Raw genomic sequence first — 19,681 nt, 5'->3', positions numbered from 1 at the left:
TCAGCCTTTCCCGCAGTCGCGCGCGATGCTCCGCAGAGCGACCGCGAAGTCACCGGCCACGGACTGCACAGTCGACAGGTCGTGCAGGTCAGGTTGGTAGAACCAGGAGAACACCAACTCGCCGCCCTGGACCGCACCCACGACCTCGAGCACGTGGGAACTGCTCTCAGCCAGATCGTGGTCCTGCCCCAGCGAGGAGTGCGACGCCACGTAAAGACCGCCGTCGGTGCCCCTGGCGGTGCTGTCCCACTGCCCGAGGTAGTTGAAGGCGATCTGCGGCCCCTGCCCGTCGGTGGACAGCCGCTCGCGTGCCTCGGGTGAACCGAGGTGGCGCAGGGCCGAGTAGCCGAACCCGTTTCCTGGAACGGCTCGCAGTTGCCGCCGGACCGACTTGATCAGCTCCCGCCACCGCGGTTCGTCCTCATCGGGCACGGTCAAGGCGATGGGGAAGATCGTGGTGAACCAGCCGACGGTTCGAGTCAGGTCGACGGCATCGAGGACGTCCTCGCGACCGTGCCCCTCGAGGTCGATCGACACGACGCGCCGCCGGGTCCACCGCGACAACGCCCAGGCGAGGGCGCTGAGCAGAACCTCGTTGATCCGCGTGCGGTACGTGGTGGGTGCTGAGTGCAGCAACGCGTCCGTGTCCTCGGCGTTCAGAGCGATCGACACCAACTCGGCCGGAGTCTCGGACTTCTCGGGCGCACGGTCCACCGGCAGGTCCCCCACGTCCGAGGCGCCGGCCCAGTGTCCGAGTTCGTGATCGAGGCCGCCCGCCGCCACGTGTTCGCTGAGGCGGTTGGCCCAGTCCAGGAACGAGGTCGTCTTGCCGCCGAGGTCGACCGGCTCACCTCGGGCCGACTGCTGGTAGGCCACCTCGAGATCGTCCAGCAGAATCCGCCATGAGACTCCGTCGACCACGATGTGGTGCGACGCCAGGAAGAGGTACGGCTGCCCGCGGCCGGTGAACAGGACGGCCTTCAGCAGTGGGCCGGTCAGCAGGTCGAAGCTCGCGTGGACCTCGTCGGCCACCTTCTCCATCGCGGCCATCTGCCCGTCAACATCCACATCGGACAGATCGCGTCGTTGCAACAGCGGGACCGGCTCGGGGGCGGCGTTGTGCTGCTGCCACCGACCATCGACGCACTCGAAACGCATCCGCAGGGCGTCGTGGTGGAGCCACAACGCGTCCAGGGCTTGCCGCAACGCCGCCTCGTCCAGGTCGGCGGACAGCTCCAGCAGCATCGACTGGTTGAAGTGGTGCGGATTGACCGCGTGGCTTTCGAAGAACCACCGCTGGATCGGTGTCAGCGGTACCGATCCGACGACCGGTTCCGCCGGCCCTCGCGGCACCGAAGTGCCAGCCGACGCGCCCAGTTCGACGGCGAGCACGTCGATGCTCTGGTGCAGGAAGAGATCCTTGGACGTCAGCCCCAGGCCGGCCTTCCTGGCCCTGGACACCACCTGCATGCTGAGGATCGAATCGCCGCCCAGATCGAAGAAGTTGTCTCGCACTCCGACTCGGTCCAGCCCGAGTACGTCGGCCCAGATCTGAGCCAGCGCACTCTCGGCCGGCGTGCTCGGCTCCACGTAGGAGGTTCCCGGATCGGGAGCCGCGGTCACCGAGGGCAGCAGGCGGCGGTCGACTTTTCCGCTCGGGTTCAGCGGCAACGCGTCCAACGCCGTGAAAGCGACGGGCACCATGTGGTCAGGCAACGTCCGGCCGAGGAACTCGCGCAGGTCCGCCGTACCGGGTGCGGCCGAACCCGGCGCCGGCACCACGTGGGCGACCAAGCGTTCGTCCTGCACGACCACGACGGCCTCGCCGACATCCGGGTGCCGCAACAGCACCGACTCGACTTCGCCCAGCTCGATCCGGAATCCGCGGATCTGCACCTGGTCGTCCATCCGTCCGATGAAGTCCAGCTCGCCGGCCGCGGTCCATCTGACGACGTCTCCGGTGCGGTAGATCCGCGACCCGGCCGGCCCGAAGGGGTTCGCCACGAACCTGTCCGCGGTCAGCCCAGGGCGGTTGAGATAGCCGCGGGCCAGACCCGTGCCCGCGATGTACAGCTCGCCGGGAACACCGACCGGCACGGGCTGCAGGGCACTGTCCACCACGTACACGCGGGTGTTCCAGATCGGCCTGCCGATAGGCGGGGTTTCCACACCCGTCAGTGGTCCGCTCCAGGTCGTCGACACCGTGAACTCCGTCGGCCCGTAGCCGTTGATCATCCGCAGGCCAGGCGCCCAGCGGGCCGCCAGGTCCGCGGTGCACACGTCACCACCCACGATGAGCGTGCGGAGGTCCGGTAGCGGAGTCTTCGGCACGGTGGCCAGTGCGGCGGGAGGGATCTCCGCGATGGTCACCGCGTGATCAGCCAGCACATCGGCGAGCTGTTCGCCCAGCAACGTGCCAGGAGGTGGTACGACCAGCGCTGCTCCGGCTGGCAACGACATGCACAGCTCCAGCACCGAGACGTCGAAGCTCGGGGAGGAGTACTCCAGGACGCGATCGGCCGGTGTGATGACGAAATGATCTGTTGCGGCCGCCGAGAGACTGGCCAGGCCGGTGTGCGGCACGACGACCCCCTTGGGCCGCCCGGTCGATCCGGACGTGTAGATCACGTAGGCCGGGTGCCCCGGCAACAGGGTTGAGGTCCGGTCCGCGTCAGTCAGATTGTCGGCCCGCCTACCGTCCACTTCGGACATCACATCGGGCTCGTCGAGCACCAGCACGGTGATTCCCCCGGCGCTGGTCAGGTTCGTGACCATGTCGCTGCGAGTCAGGATCAGTGCGGGACGGGCATCGGCGAGCATGAAGCCGATTCGTTCCGCCGGATAGGCCGCGTCCACCGGAAGGAACGCCGCCCCGGCCTTCAGCACCGCGAGCTGAGCGACGATGATGTCCACCGAACGCGGCAAGATGAGCGCGACGATCTGCTCCGGGCCGACTCCTCTGTCGACCAGCACCCTGGCCAGCCGGTTGGCTCGCGCGTTGAGTTCGAGGTAGCGCACCACCTCGTCCTCGCCGGTGGCGAGGCGCGAGAACACCGCTGGAGCGTGCGGATCACGCCGCGCCTGCGACTCGATCAACTCCGGCAGCAGGCCGGCGGACACGTCGCGATCCGTGTCGTTCCACTCGACCAGCAGGCGCCGTCGTTCGGTCTCGGAAAGCAGGGCCAGCCGGGAGACAGGTCGTGCCGGATCGTCCGCGATGGCGCCGAGCAGCACCTGCAACTGGTCCGCGAGCCGCTCGATCGTGGCCGGCTCGAACAAGTCCGTGCTGTAGTTCAACGCGACCCGCAGGTGGCCGTCGACCTCCTGGAACTCGGCCGTGACGTCGAAGTTGGCCGTCGTCACCGGCAGCGGCACGTCCTCGACCACCAGGCCTGGCAGCAGCGGCGCCTCCTGGGGAGCGTTCTGCAGCACCACCATGACCTGGAACAACGGAGTGCGGCTGGTGTCGCGGTCGGGCTGGACGCTGTCCACGACCCGCTCGAACGGGAGGTCCTGGCGGTCGAACGCGTCGCGGACGGTCTCGTGCACGCCTCCGAGGAACTCGGTGAACGTGAGGTCCCCACGCACGTGAGATCGCAGCACCAGCGTGTTCACGAAGAACCCGACCAGTCCGGTCAGCTCGGCACGCTCACGGCCGGAGGCCACCGTTCCCACAGTCACGTCGTCCTGCCCGGCCAATCGTCCGAAGAGGACCTGACAGGCCGCGACCAGCGTCGTGAACAAGGTGGTCTCCCGCTCGCGGCTCAGCTCCACGAGCCGCGCGGTGACCGCCGCGGGAATGACGGTCTCTCTCATCGCACCACTGGTCGAGCGCACCGCGGGCCTGGGGTGGTCCGTCGGCAGCTCCAGCGGCGGGACGTCTGCGAGTTGCCCGCGCCAGTAGGACACCTGCTCGTCCAGCACGCTCTCCGACAGCAGTCCTCGCTGCCAGGTGGCGAAGTCCGCGTACTGCACGGGAAGCGGTGGCAGATCCGGCAGCTCGCCGCGCAGGGCAGAGCTGTACAGCACGCTCAACTCACCGGCGATCACTCCGTTGGACCAGCCGTCGGTGATGATGTGGTGCAGGGCCAAGGTCAGCACGTGCTCGTCATCAGCCAGCCGGATCAACCCCGGCCGCATCAGCGGGCCGCGGCGAAGGTCGAACGGGCGACCGCCTTCCTCGGCGAGCAACGCCATCAGATCCCCGTCCTGAGGCAGGTCGGCCACCGGAATCTGAACCTCGAACGGCGAATGCACCACCTGGACGCCACTGCCCGCCATCGACCCGAACGTCGTGCGGAGAGACTCGTGCCTGGCGACCAGTGCCGTGAACGCTTCGGACAACGCGCCGACGTCCAGCGCGCCCACCAGACGCACAGCGGTGAACGTGACGTACTCGGCGCCACCGGGCTCGAAGTCGTCGAGGAACCAGAGTCGTTGCTGGGCGAACGACTGCGCGATGGTGCCGTGCCGCGGCAGCACCGGAATCCGGTCGGCAGGCGTGGCGTTCTCCGCGCCGATCGCGGCAGCCAGACCAGCGACCGTCGGATTGCTGAACACCGCTCGCGGGGACACGCTCAGCCCGCACTCGGCCAGCAACCCGGACACCAGCCGGATGCTCATGATCGAGTCGCCGCCGAGCTCGAAGAAGTTGTCGTCGACGCCGACGCGCTCCACACCGAGCAGGCGTGCCCAGATGTTCGCGACGGCTCGTTCGAGGCCGGTACGCGGTGCCACATGGCGTTCGCCGGCCGCCGCGCCCGGTGCCGGGAGCGCCCGGCGGTCCAGCTTTCCGTTGCGGCTCAACGGCAGCTCGTCAAGAACCATGATCACGGCGGGAACCATGTACTCCGGCAGCATCGCCACGGCGTGCTCGCGCACGTCCGAAGGTTCGACGGCCGCGGGTACGACGTAGGCGACCAACCTGTCACCGTTGAGGACGGCCACCGCCTGGCCGACGGTGGGGTGAGCGGCCAGCACAGCCTCCACCTCGCCCAGTTCGACCCGGAATCCGCGCAGCTTCACCTGCTCGTCGGATCGGCCGAGGAAGGCGAGTTCGCCGCTGGCGATCCGCTGGACGACGTCTCCGGTTCGGTACATGCGCTCCCCAGGGACACCGAACGGGTCCGCCACGAACCGCTCCGCTGTCAGCCCGGGCCGGTTCAGGTAGCCGCGGGACAGCCCCGAACCGGCAACGCACAGCTCGCCTGGCACACCACGAGGCACCGGGCGCAGCTCGTGATCGAGCACGTAGCCGCGCATGTTGTCCAACGGTCGCCCGATCGGCACCGGGTCGGCCACCGGCCCGTGCATCCGGTAGGCGGTCGCGAAAGTAGTGGTCTCGGTCGGACCGTAGCCGTCGACGACCACCACACCGGGGCACGCCGCCAGGACCCGGCGCACCGCCGCCGCAGGAACCACGTCGCCGCCGGTCCACACTTCTCGGACACCGGCCAGACAACCAGGTGCGTCCTGGGCCACCAACCGGAACAGGCCCGCGGTCAGCCACAATGCGGTCACCTCGTGGTCGGCGATGGCTCGGCCCAAGGACTCCACGCTCAGGTCCGGGGTGCTCGCCAGCACGACCTGGCCGCCGCTGAGCAACGGCACCCACAGTTCGCAGGTCGAAGCGTCGAACGCCAGCGGTGAATGGGCCAGCACCCGCTGGTGGGCGCCACTGCGGAAGAGGCCGTCGGAGGCCAGGCCCACCACGTCCCGGTGGCGGACCGCGACACCCTTGGGCGTTCCGGTCGACCCCGACGTGTACATGACGTAGGCCAAGTTGTCTTGGTTCGCGCGCGGTGCCGGACCCGTTGCCGACTCGCCGGCATCGACCAGCACGGTTCGTCCGCCGTGAACGTCGTCGGCCACCGCCTGCCAGGTGAGATCGGTGATCAGCACCGACGCGGCGGCTTCCGCCAGCATCGAGCGCATTCGCTTCCGTGGCGCACGAACGTCCAGCGGAACATAGGCCCCGCCAGCCTTCAGCACAGCCAGCTCGGCGACGCAGTGGCCGAGCGAGGGCTCCAGCAGCAGTCCGACCCGGTCTTCCAGCCGGACACCGAGCTCCACCAGCCGATTCGCCAGATGATTCGAGCGGGCGTCCAGTTCCGCGTACGACAGGGTGACGGCCCCGTGCACGACCGCCGGTGCGTCCGGCGTGCGGGCCACCTGGGCGGCGAACAGTTCGGGGACCGTCGCCGCGGGCACGTCACGCCAGGTCCCCAGAGATTCTGCGACAACGTGACCACGCTCGTCGTCGGACATCCACGGCAGCCTGGCCACCAGACCGTCCGGATCGCCCGCGATGCCCTCGAGCAAGAAGCGCAGGCGCTGGACCATCGCACGGATCGTGCCGGCGTCGAACAGCTTCGGATCATAGGCGAGGTCCAGGGCGAGACTTTCACCGAGTGAGGCGCGCAGACACAGCGGGAAGCTCGTCGCGTCCGAGGAGTTCACCTCGAGCACCTGTGGCGCCCCAGCGGTCGCGGGTTCGCTGATCGGGTAGTTCTCGAACACCACCATGCTGTCGAACAGGTTCTGCCCAGCAGGAACGTCGCTCCAGGGCCGCAGCTGTCCGAGGGACACGAAGTCGAAGCTCCGCGACTCGCTCTGCGCGGCCTGCAACTCCCTCAACCACTTGGCCCGCGTCCATCCACTGCGGACCTGAACACGGGTCGGCACGGTGTTGATGAACATCCCGAGCATCGATTCGACACCGGGAAGCTCCGCCGGGCGGCCGGACACCGTGGTGCCGAACAGCACGTCCCGCTCGCCGCTGTAGCGGGACAGCAGCAGCGACCACGCTCCCTGGATGATCGTGTTGATGGTGAGCGCGTTCTGCTTGGCGACTTCGTGCAACCTGGTTGTCTCGTCCGGCTGGAGTTCGACGCGGACCGACGCGGCTGACTGCGTTCGGTGCGCCTGCAGCGGACGACGGTCGCAGGGCAACGGGGTCGGCGACTCGAAGCCGGACAGCGTCCGCCGCCAGTACTCCTCGGCCTGTCCCGGATCCTGGTCGGACAGCCAGCTCAGGTAGTCGCGGAACGGGCGGCGAGCCACGAGCTGAGGCTCGCTTCCTCCAGCCGCGGCCGCGTACTGTTCGCAGACCTCGGCGAACACCTGGGCAGCGCTCCACCCGTCGAGCACGACGTGGTGCGAGGTCCACACCATCAGCACCTCGTCATCGGACAGCGCGATGATCGCCACCCTGGACAGCGGCGCCGTGGCGAGGTCGAACCTGTCGGCCTGATCGCGTTCCAGCAGGTCTCGCAGCGCGGTTTCCCGATCGGCCTCGGACCGGTCCCGCCAGTCGTGCTGGACGACGGGCAGCACCACGTCACGTTCGACGACCTGCACCGGCTCGTCGACGCCCGCCCACGCGAGTCTGCTGCGCAGCGCCGGGGTCCGGTCCGCCACCCGTTGCCACGCCTCACCCAGCCCACTCGGGTCGGGCACACCGGACAGCCGGATGCGGATCTGCTCGAAGTAGGCAGCCGATTCGGTGTCCACCAGACCGTGGAACAGCATTCCGGCCTGCAACGGGGTCAACGGGTGGATGTCCTCGACCGAACGTCCGCCGACCAGGTCGTCCACCTGTGCCTGGTTCAGCCGGGCGAAGGGGAAGTCCGACGGGGTCCGGCCGCCCGCTCCCGGTGAACCGCAGTGGTCGACGATCTCCCGCAGGGCCGAGATGAGCTGTTCTGCGAGCCATTGCACGGTTTCCTCGTCGTGCACGGCCGTGGAGTACGTCCAGCCCAGCTCCAGCTCGCCGTCCTCGACGACGCCGGTCACCTCCAGCAGGTAGGTGCGCAGCCGGTCAGTGGCGACGTCCTGGCCGATGCCGGTCCCCCAGGAGCGGTAGAACCCCTCTGAGTCGGCGGTGGCGTTCCACTGGCCGTGGTAGTTGAAGCAGATCTCCGCCACTTGGCCGGTCTTCAGCACGCCGTTCAGATAGCGCAGCGCGCCGTAGCTGAGTCCTTTGTGGGGGATCGCGCGCAGCTGTTCCTTGGTGGACTTGAGCGCGTCGCCCCAGCCGGTGCCGGGCACCTCGAGCGCGACGGGGAACTCCGCGGTGAACCAGCCGACGGTGCGCGACAGGTCGATCCGGTCGAGGATCTCCTCGCGGCCGTGCCCCTCCATGGCCACCAGGACCCGCTCACGACCGGTCCACTGCGCCAACACCCGGCCGAGCGCCGCGATCAGCACGTCGTTGACCTGCGTGCGGTACACGTCGGGAACCTTGCGCAGCAAGGCATCGGTGTTGTCCCGGTCCAGCCGCACCGAGATCGTGCGACTCGATCCGGCCGTGTTGGCACCTCTGCGATCCACCGGCAGCTCCGGTGATGCGACGACCTTCTCCCAATGCGCGAGGTCTTCGTCGAGGCCGCCGGCCACGACGTGCTCGGTCAGCCGCCGCGCCCACAGGTGATAGGAACTCGTCTTGGCACCGAGGTCGATCGGCTGACCCGCCCGCACCTGGTGGTAGGCGGTCTCGAGGTCGCCGAGCAGGATGCGCCACGACACGCCGTCGACGACGAGGTGGTGGATGGCCAGGAAGAGCTGAGGTGCCCGGTCGCTGAAGGTGAACAACACCGCCGCGATCAGCGGGCCGTTCGTCAGGTCCAGGCCCGACTGAGCTCCGATGGCGGTGTCCTGAACGTCCTCTTCGGACAGATCGAAGCACCTCACCACCGGGATGTGATCGGTCGGCGCGAACTCCTGCTGCCACTGGCCGTCGACCTGGGTGAAACGGGCGCGCAGCGCGTCGTGGTGGGCCACGACCGCGTCCAACGCCGACGACAGCGCCTCCGCGTCGAGGTCGGGGGGCAGCTCCGCGAGCGTCGACATCGTGAAGTGGTGTGGATCATCGGTTTCCAGCAGCCAGCGCTGGATCGGGGTGAGCGGCGCCGGGCCGATGATCAGGTCGAGGTCGGCGGGCTCGGCCGCTGCTCCCTCCCCCACGACGACCGCGAGTTCGGCGATCGTCTGGTGGCGGAAGATGTCCTTCGAGGTCAGCCGCAAGCCCGCCTGCCGGGCGCGGGAGACGACCTGGATGCTCAGGATCGAGTCACCGCCGAGCGCGAAGAAGTTGTCCTCCACGCCCAGCCGCTCGACGCCGAGCACGGCGGCCCACACCTCAGCCAGTTGACGCTCGATCGGCGTGCGCGGCGAGGTCCCGCTCGGACCTTCCCGCAGGCGGTCCGGTGCGGGCAGGGCACTGCGATCGACCTTGCCGCTCGTGGTCAGGGGCAGCCGGTCGAGCACGACGAACGCGGACGGCACCATGTAGTCCGGCAGGGTCTGCTTGAGCCGGGCACGCAGTTCCAATGCCTCAGGAGCGCGCTCGCCAGCAGGCACGAGGTAGGCCACCAGTCTCCGGTGCCCCTCGTCCTCCCTGGCGACGACGACGGCCTCGGCGACCTCGCCGTTGCCGCGCAGTGCCGCCTCGACCTCACCGGGCTCGATGCGGAAGCCCCGGATCTTGACCTGCTCGTCGACGCGTCCCAGGTACTCCAGGAGTCCGCCGGGGGTCCAGCGCACCTGGTCGCCGGTGCCGTAGAGCCGGCTGCCAGGCGGTCCGAACGGGTTGGCCGTGAACCTCTCCGCGGTCAGTCCCGGCCGGTTCAGGTATCCACGGGCAAGGCGGCCGCCCGCCAGGTGGAGCTGACCGGGGACGCCGATCGGCACCGGGCGCAGCAGTTCGTCGAGCACGTACGCACGCACGTTGTGGCCCGGCCGGCCGATCACCGGGCGATCGTGGGCGTCGAGGCGCGTCCACACGACGTCGACCGTGGTCTCGGTCGGCCCGTAGTGGTTGTAGGAGACCGTCTCCTCGACCGCTGACAGCTCACGCCACAACGCTTGGTCGACGGCGTCTCCACCGAGCATGAGGACCGACGGCTGATGACGTCCGGCGAACAGACCGGCCAGCATCAGTTGCTGGACATGGGAAGGGGTCGAGTCGACCAGGTCGATCCGACGGCTGACGACGTAGTCCACCAACGCCTCGGGGTCGAGCCGCATGACGTCGTCGATCAGGTGCAGCTCGTGACCGTCGGCCATCATGAGCAGGCCGTCCCACGACGCGTCGAACGAGAACGCGGACGTCAACGCCACCCGCATCCGGTCGTTCCCCTGGGCGGCACCGAACTCGGCCCGGTGGTCGTGGCTCAGATCGGCCAGAGCGTGGTGGTCGACGACCACGCCTTTCGGCACACCGGTCGAACCCGAGGTGTAGATGCAGTACGCGGCACCGCCGGCCGGGATGGTCGGGTTCGCATCGGAGCCGTCGAGCGCCGGGATCGAGTCGAGGACCACGACCGGCTGTGCGTCGCGCAGCACGAAGTCGATCCGGTCGGGTGGCAGTTCAGGATCGATGGGCAGGTAGACCGCTCCCGACTTGAGCACGGCGAGGATCGCCACGACCACCTCTGCGGACCGAGGCAGGGACACGGCCACGAACCGCTCGGCAGCCGCGCCGCTGTCGACGAGGTAGCGGGCCAACCGGTTCGCGCGGGCGTTCAGCTCGGCGAAGGTCAGTTCCTCGTCCTGGAACACCAACGCGGTCGCGTCCGGGGTCCGCGCCGCCTGTTGCTCGAACAACTCCGGCCAGGTCGCCGGGGGCACATCGACGTCAGTGTCGTTCCAGGAGACCAGGAGTTGGTCCTGCTCGGTGCCGGTCAGCAGGTCGAGCTGCGCCACGGGCCGATCAGGGTCAGCCACGACGGCATCGAGCAGAACGCCGAGGTGCCCGATCATCCGGTCGATCGTGTCCGCGTCGAACAGGTCGGTGTTGTAGTCGACGAGTCCGCGCAGGCCGTCGTCGTGTTCCTCGAACTCGAACCCGATGTCGAAGCTCGCCTTGGTGATCGGCAGCGTGAGCTCACTGACAGCGAGGCCACCCAGTTCGGGCAGTCGATTGCCCGCGTTCTGCAACGTCACCATCACCTGGAACAGGGGCGAGCGGCTGGTGTCGCGGTCGGGCTGGAGTTCGTCCACCACCCGCTCGAAGGGCAGATCCTGGTGGGCGAAGGCGTCCAGCACGGTCCCCCGGACTTCCGCGAGGAACTCCCGGAACCCGCGCCTGCCGTCCACCTGTGACCGCAGCACGAGGGTGTTGACGAAGATTCCGACGAGCCGCTCCACCTCTGGCTGCTCGCGACCGGAACTCACGGTGCCGACCGCGATGTCGTTCTGACCGGACAGGCGTTGCAGCAACAGCTGACAACCGGCCACGAGCGTCATGAACAGCGTCGTGTCCTTCTGGCGCCCCAGCTCCCTGAGTCCGGCCGTGACCCCGGCCGGCACGGTGAACTCTCGTGAGGCACCGTTGGTGGTTTGAATCGGAGGCCGGGGCCGGTCGGTCAGCAACTCCAGCGCGGCGAGCCCGTCGAGCTGACCACGCCAGTACTCGACCTGCGCGCTCATCGAGTCGTCTGCCGAACGTTCCCGTTGCCACACGGCGAAGTCCGCGTACTGGATCGGCAGCGCGGGCAGCTCGACGGATCCGCTGTACAGCGCGCTCAACTCCTCGGCGAGCACGCCCATCGACCAGCCGTCGGTGACGATGTGGTGCAGGGACAGCACGAGAGCGTGTTCGTCCGCGGCCAACCGCGCCAGCAGGACGCGCAGCAGCGGACCGTGCCCGAGATCGAACGGGCGGGTCGTGTCGTTCTCGATCAATCCGCGAAGTTCGGTCTCGTCCTTGGCCTCGACCTCGGACACAGCGACCACGGACACCGCGGTCTCGTGCGGCGGGTGCACGACCTGCCGCGGTCGGCCGTCGACCGAGTCGAAAGTGGTGCGCAGCGACTCGTGCCTGGCGATCAGCGAGTTCAGCGCGCGGCCGAGGGCGTCGACGTCCAGGTGACCTTTCAGGCGGACCGCGAAGACCGTCACGTACTCGGCGCTGTCCGGATCGAACTCGTTGAGGAACCACAACCGCTGCTGCGCGAAGGACAACGGAAGGTCCTGGTCGCGGCGCACGGCCGGGATGGCGGACAGGACCGGGCCGCTGGAGCTCGCGGGCAGATCGGCAGCCAGCGAAGCGGGCGTCGGCGAGGAGAACAGGACGCGCGGGGACACATCGACACCGAAGGCCGCGCGCAGCCGGGACGCGACCCGGATGCTCAGGATCGAGTCGCCGCCGAGCTCGAAGAAGTTGTCCTCCGCGCCCACGTGCTCGACGCCCAGAACCTCGGCCCAGATGGCGGTGACCGTCCGCTCGGCATCCGTCCGAGGCGCTCGGTACCCGTTGCTCGCCACAGCGCCCGCATCCAGCGCCCGCAGTGCCTGTCGGTCCAGTTTCCCGTTGCGCGTCAACGGGATCTCCGCGAGCGCGACGAAAGCCGACGGCACCATGTAGCCGGGCAGGGTGCGCATCAGCGCGTCGCGGAAGTCCGCTGTGCTCGGCAAGTCCCCGTCCGCGACCGGCACGACGTAGGCCACCAGCCGGTTGAGGCCCGTCTCGTCCTCACGCACCATCACAACGGCTGCGGCGATCTGGGGCAGCCCGAGCAGGGTGGCCTCGACCTCACCGAGTTCGATGCGGAAACCGCGGATCTTCACCTGCCGGTCGGCGCGGCCGACGTACTCCAGCGCACCTTCCTTGCTCCACCGAGCGACGTCACCGGTGCGGTACATCCGGGTACCGGCCACGCCGAACGGGTCGGCGACGAACCGTTCAGCGGTGAGGCCGGGGCGGTTGAGGTAGCCACGTGCCAGGCCTGCCCCGGCCACGTACACCTCGCCGGACACTCCGGCCGGAACCGGGCGCAAGCCGGCGTCGAGCACGTACACCCTCAGGTCAGGCAGGCCGACACCGATCGTGTTGGTCGAGTCCTTCGTGAGCACCGAACAGGTGACGTGCACGGTGGTTTCGGTGATCCCGTACATGTTCACCAGCACCGGGGCGGAGTCGTCGTGCCGGCCGTACCACTCCCCCAGCCGCCGCACGTCGAGCGCTTCGCCGCCGAAGATCACGTAGCGCAGCGCTTCGAGTTCGGGGGCGTCCATCAGTTCGTAGAAGGCCGACGGGGTTTGGTTGAGCACGGTCACCCGCTCGTCGACCAGCAGCTGCAGGAACTCGCGCGGTGATCTGGAGACGGACTGGGGCACGACGACCAGACGCCCGCCGTGCAGCAGCGGACCCCAGATCTCCCAGACCGAGAAGTCGAACGCGCAGGAGTGGAACAACGTCCACACGTCGTGCTCGTCGAAGGAGAACCATTTGCGGGTGGCCTCGAACAGGCGCGTGACGTTGCTGTGCGGGACGACGACGCCCTTGGGCACACCGGTCGATCCCGACGTGTAGATCACGTATGCCGGGTTCATCGGGGACAGCGGCGGGTGGGGATCGGTGTCCGGGTAGCCCGCGTTGTCACCGATGTCCTCCAGCACCACAACGGGCTGGACGTCGTCGAGCATCGCCCTGATCCGCTCCGGCGGCTGGTCCGGATCCAACGGCAGATACGCCGCCCCTGTCTTGAGCACCGCGAGGATCGCCACGACCACCTCGGCCGACCGCGGCAGGACCAACGCCACGAATCGTTCAGGACCCGCGCCCAGTTCGATCAACCGGTGAGCCAGGCGGTTGGCCCGTGCGTTGAGCTCCGCGTACGACAGGCTGTCGCCCTCGCACGTGACCGCGATCGCTTCAGGAGTCCTGCCCGCCTGCGCCTCGAACAGCGCGGGCAAGGTGCCGGTGGGCAGGTCGGAGGCGGAGCCGTTCCACTCCACCAGCACCTGGTGTCGCTCGGACTCGGTCAGCATCGGCGACTCCGACACGGACCGAGCCGGGTCGGTGATGAACCCGGTCAGCAACACACCCAGGTGTGCCGCCATCCGTTCGACGGTGTCCGCGTCGAACAACCTCGGATCGTAGGAGAGCGCGACGTGGAGTCGCTCGTCGAGGTGAGCACGCACGCTGAGCGGGAAGCTCGTCGTGTCCACCGCCCGCACGTCGGTCACCCGGATACCTGCGCCCGCGGTGGCTGTGTCGTCGAACGGGTAGTTCTCGAAGACGACCGAGCTGTCGAACAGGGAGTTCCCGCCCGCCAGGTCGCTCCAGGTCCGCAGTTCGGCCAGTGACACCGCCTCGAACCGCCTGGACTCGGCCTGCTGCACCTGCAGGTCGCGCAACCAGTGCACCAACTGCTGGGTGTCGTCGACCCGGACGCGGGTCGGCACCGTGTTGATGAACATGCCGATCATCGATTCGACACCGGCGAGCTCGGCCGGACGCCCGGACACGGTGGTGCCGAAAACGACGTCCCGCTCGCCGCTGTAGCGGGACAGCAGCACTGCCCACGCGCCTTGGACGACTGTGTTCACGGTCAAGCCGTTCTGCATGCCCATCTGGCGCAGCTGCCCGGACTCCTCCTCAGACAGGGCGATGTGCACCGATTCGGAAGACTCGGTTCGGTGGGCCTCCAGCGGTGTCCGATCGAACGGCAGCACAGTGGCCGACTCGAACCCCGACAGCAGTGCTCGCCAGTACTCCTCGGCCGCGGACCGGTCCTGCCGGTGCAGCCACTGCAGGTAGTCGCGGAACGGCCGCCGGGCAGGCAGTTCCGGCTGCCGGTCCTGAACGATCGCCGCGTACTGCTCGCACACCTCTGCGAAGACCTGCCCCAGGCTCCAGCCGTCCAGCAGGACGTGGTGGAAGGTCCAGACGAGCAGCACCTCGCCGGCCGGCAGTGCGGCGATGCTCACCCGCATCAACGGAGCCTTGGTCAGGTCCTTCGCGGCGGCACGGTCCTCAGCCGCCACCCGCGACACCTCGTTGTCGCGGTCCACATCGGACAGGCCGTGCCAGTCGTGATGCGAAGTCGGGACCACGACTCGCCCGTGCACCAGGAGAAGCGGCTCGGCCACGCCTTCCCACGCCACGGAACTTCTCAAGACCGGCGTGCGATCCACCACGCGCTGCCAGGCCACGCCGAGGGCCTCGGGATCGGAAACGCCTGCCAACGTCAGACGCGCCTGGTCGAAGTAGGCGCCGGATTCCGCGTCCACCAGGCTGTGGAACACCATCCCCGCCTGCAACGGCGTCAGCGGGCAGACGTCCTCCACGGCCTTTCCGTTGCCCACCAGGCGGTCCACCGCGGCCTGATCGAGCTGCGCCAGCGGGAAGTCGGACGGCGTGCGTCCACCGGCGTCCGGCAGGGCGCAGTGGTCGACGACCTCCAGCAGTGCCTGGCGCATCTCCCCGGCCAGGCGCGCCACCGTGGCATCGTCGTGCAACTGGTCGGAGTACAGCCAACTGATGGCCAGCTCCCCGTCCTCCACCGCACATGAGATGTCCAGCACGTGGGCACGGGCCTGTTCAGGGGCCAGGTCCTGGCCGACGTTGGCGCAGCGGGCCGTGTACAACGCGTCAGCGGTCGGCGCCATGTCCCACTGGCCGTGGTAGTTGAAACTGATCTGCGGCGACGGATCGTCATTCAGCGCGTTCCGGCGCAGGTAACGCAGGGCGCCGTAGCTCAGTCCTCGCCGCGGCACGGCACGCAGCTGTTCCTTCACCGACTGGAGGACCTGGCCCCAGTGGCTGTCAGCGGGCACCGTGAGCGCGAGCGGGAACATGGTCGTGAACCAACCGACCGTCCGGGAGAGATCGACACCGTCGAGGATCTCCTCACGGCCGTGTCCCTCCATCGCGACCAGCACGCTGTCCCGCCCCGTCCACCTCGACAGGACCACGCCGAGGGCACTGAGCAGAACGTCGTTGATCTGAGTGCGATACACACGGGGAACCTCGTGCAGCAACGCGTCCGTGTGCTCCTCGTCCAGCCTGACCGTGACGGTTCGGGTCGATCCGACGGTGTTGACGCCGGAACGGTCGATCGGCAGGTCGGCCGACGCCGAGCTCGATGCCGCCGTCCACCGCGCGAGGTCGTCGTCGAACGCACCGGCTTCGACGTGCTCCGTCAGGCGTTGTGCCCAGCGGGCGAACGAGGTGCCGACCGGCTCCAGCTCCACCCGGTGACCCGCGGTCCTCTGGTGGTAGGCCGTCTCGAGGTCGTCGAGCAGGATTCGCCAGGACACTCCGTCGATCACGAGGTGATGCGCGGTCAGGAAGAGCCGCGGCCGTCGCTGAGACCCCAGATCGAACAGCAGAGCCTTGATCACTGGACCGGTGTGCGGGCTCAGACCGGTCTGGGCGGTCAGCGCCTCGGTCTCGATCGCTTCCTGCTGCGCTTCGGGGTCCAGTGCGGACAGATCGCGACGACGCACCACCTCGGCCGGTTCGGATGGCGCGATGTCCACACGCCACTCGCCATCGATCGGCGCGAACCGCATGCGTAGCGCGTCGTGGTGCGACACCACTGCCTCAACGGCCTCGCGCAACGCCTTCTCGTCAACGCCGGCGGGCAGCTCCACCAGCATGGACATCGTGAAGTGCTCGCGAGCCACCGGCACTGCGTCGAAGAACCAGCGCTGGATCGGCGTCAGCGGCACCGGACCGGTGAGTGGCCGGTGATCGTCGCTCGCCTGCTCTGCCACCGTCTCGACGCTGGTGGCGAGCTCGGCGATGGTCTGGCACAGGAAGAGGTCCCGGGAGGTCAGCCGCAGGCCTGCGCGCCGGGCCCTGGACACGACCTGGATGCTCAGGATCGAATCGCCGCCCAGTTCGAAGAAGTTGTCCTGGACCCCGACCCGCTCCGCGCCGACGACGTCCGCCCAGATCTCAGCCAGCGTGGTCTCCACCGCGCTGCGCGGCGCCACGTACCGTGCTCCCGCGTCCGGGCCGGGTTCGGGAGAGGGCAACGCCTTGCGATCCACCTTGCCGTTGGGATTCAGCGGCAGCTCGCCGAGCACCACGAACGCCGACGGCACCATGTAGTCGGGCAAGGTCCGCTTCAGCCAGGGCCGCAGGTCTCCCGTTGCCGTCCCCGCGGAGGTCACGTAGGCCACCAGGCGCTTGCGCCCACTGTCCTCCCTCGCAACCACCACCGCCTCGGCTACGTCAGGGTGCCGCGTCAGCGCGTTCTCGATCTCGCCCGGTTCGATCCGGAACCCGCGGATCTTCACCTGATCATCGGCCCGGCCCTGGTACTCCAGCAGGCCGCCAGCCGTCCACCGCACCACGTCCCCGGTCCGGTACATCCGCGTACCCGGCTCCCCGAAGGGATCGGCCGCGAACCGGTCCGCGGTCAACCCCGGCCGGTTCAGATAGCCACGTACCAATCCGGCACCTGCGACGAACAACTCGCCGGGAACGCCGACCGGTACCGGTGACAGCGCGTCGTCGAGGACGTAGACCCGCATGTTGTCCAACGGACGCCCGATCGGCACCGCGTCCGGCACCTGCTCGGTGTCGGACAACTCGTGCGAGGTCGCGAACGTCGTGGTTTCGGTCGGCCCGTAGACGTCCGAGACCGAGATACCAGGACAAGCGGCCAACATCCTGCGCGCCGCGGACGCGGACACCACGTCGCCGCCGGTCCAGACCTCGCGGGCACCCGCGAGGCAGTCCGGTGCGTCCTGTGCCACCGCCTGGAACAACCCCGACGTCAAGAACAAGCCGGTCACCCCGTGCTCGGTGACCATCAGTCGCAGCACGTCCGCGTCCACATCGCCCGGCGGGGCGACGACGACGCTGCCACCGTTGAGCAACGGCACCCACAGCTCGTAGCTCGAGGCGTCGAACGCGGATGGCGAATGCAGCAGCACGCGGTCGTGCCCGCCGCCGTCGAACCGGCGATCGGCAGCCAGCGCGACCACGTCGCGGTGACGGACCGCCACGCCCTTCGGCGTGCCCGTCGAGCCCGAGGTGTACATGACGTAGACCAGGTTGTCGGGGTGCATCTCGATGCCGGGATCGGTATCCGGCCCGTCGGCGCTGTCCACCGGAACCACTCGCCCGCAGTGGATCTCCTCGGCCGTGGTCTCCCAGGCGAAGTCGGTGAGCAGGACCGACGCGCCGGTCTCCAGCAGGAGCGACCGCATCCGTTCGACCGGTGCTCGTACGTCCAGCGGTACGTACGCTCCGCCAGCCTTGACGATCGCCAGCACGGCCACGACGAGGTCGGCCGAGCGGTCCATCAGCAGGCCAACCGGGTGCTCTGGCCGGACACCGAGCCCAATCAGGTGGTGCGCCAGCCGATTGGCTCGCGCGTTCAACTCCGCATAGGTCAACGACACCCCGTCGGCGATCAGGGCAGTGGTGTCGGGCGCCTGCCGAGCCCGGTCCGCGAACAAACCGGCAACTGTCCCGTCCGGGTACTCGCGATCGGTGTTGTTCCACTCCACCAGCACCCGGTCCCGCTCGGCACCGGACATCAACGGCAGCCCCGACACCGGCTGCTCCGGGTCGCAGGCGATGGCCTCGACCAGCCGCACCAGGTGCCCGGCCAGCCGATCGATCGTGGTGGCGTCGAACAGATCCGTGCTGTAGTCGATCGAGCCGCACAGCACGCCGGCCGACTCCTGGAACTCCACCGTGATGTCGAAGTTGGCCGTGCGCTTGGTCAGGGCGACCGGGCTGACGTCGAGACCGGCGAACCGAGGGGACTCGCCCTGGGCCCCGTGCAGCAGAACCATGACGTCGAACAGAGGGTTGTGACTGGGATCGCGCTCGATCCGCAGTGCCTCCACCAGCTTCTCGAACGGGGCCTCGTCGTGCGCGAAGGCGTCCAGCACAGTGCCCTTCACCGCATCCAGGAGGTCGGTGAACCGGGTCGAACCGTCCACTGTGGAGCGCAGGACGACGGTGTTCACGAAGAACCCGACCATCCGCTCCACCTCCGGCCGGCCCCTGCCGGAGACCACCGTGCCGAGTGCGACGTCCTGCTGACCGGTGTACTTGGCGAACAGGACCTGGCAGGCCGCGATCAGGACGGTGAACAAGGTCGTGCCGTGCGCGCGGGCCAGCACGGCCAAACCACTGGCGATCTCCGCACGGACCTCGAACTCGTGCACCGCACCCGCGGAAGTGCGCACGGCCGGCCTCGGCCGGTCGGTCGGCAACGCCAGCGGGACGATGTCGGCCAGTTGCCCGGTCCAGTAGTCGACGTGCTGGTCCATCACGGCACCGGCCAGCCTGGCGCGCTGCCACACCGCGAAGTCGACGTGATGCAGCGAAAGCGCCGGCAGCTCGGTGTCCCCGTACAGCTTGCTCAACTCGTCGACGACGATGCCCATCGACGCACCGTCGGTGACGATGTGGTGCGCCGTGAGCAGCAGCACGTGTTCCTTCGCGTCGAAGCGAAGGAGCCGGGCTCGCCACAGCGGTCCCTGCCGCAGGTCGAAGGCCTCGGAGTACTCCTCGAACAGCACCCGGTCCAGCTCGTCCCGTCCCAGATCGATGATCGGCAACGGGAGCTCGGCCGCTGGATGAACGATCTGCACGGCACTGCCGTCGACGTCATCGATCGTGGTGCGCATGGATTCGTGCCGCACCACCAGCTCGTTCAGCGCGGCCACCAGTGCGGCGACGTCCAGCTCACCGGCCAGCCGGAGGGCCACCGCACTGTTGTACTCGGAGTCCCCTGGCTGGAACTCGTTGAGGAACCAGAGGCGCTGCTGGGCGAATGACAGCGGGAGCGAGCCGTCACGCTCGGCTCGAGGGATGACGTCCGTGCGCTCGGCGTCTCCCGCCAGCCGGCGCTTCAACAGTTCCCGTACCTCGGCGGGCAACGCGTCAATGCGATTCTGCTTCGATACGGTCATCGCCGTT

1 protein-coding gene is annotated in these 19,681 nt (G+C 68.6%); it reads right to left on the bottom strand.

From position 1 onward, the window contains the following. Positions 1-19,674: a non-ribosomal peptide synthase/polyketide synthase gene (locus FKR81_RS45570; protein ID WP_146349228.1), complete on the bottom strand. Its 19,674-nt coding sequence runs from the start codon at positions 19,672-19,674 to the stop codon at positions 1-3. Positions 19,675-19,681 lie beyond the last annotated feature (7 nt).

This window comes from Lentzea tibetensis, from assembly GCF_007845675.1.
Lineage (GTDB): Bacteria > Actinomycetota > Actinomycetes > Mycobacteriales > Pseudonocardiaceae > Lentzea > Lentzea tibetensis.
This window is presented reverse-complemented; position numbering and strand designations above follow the sequence as displayed.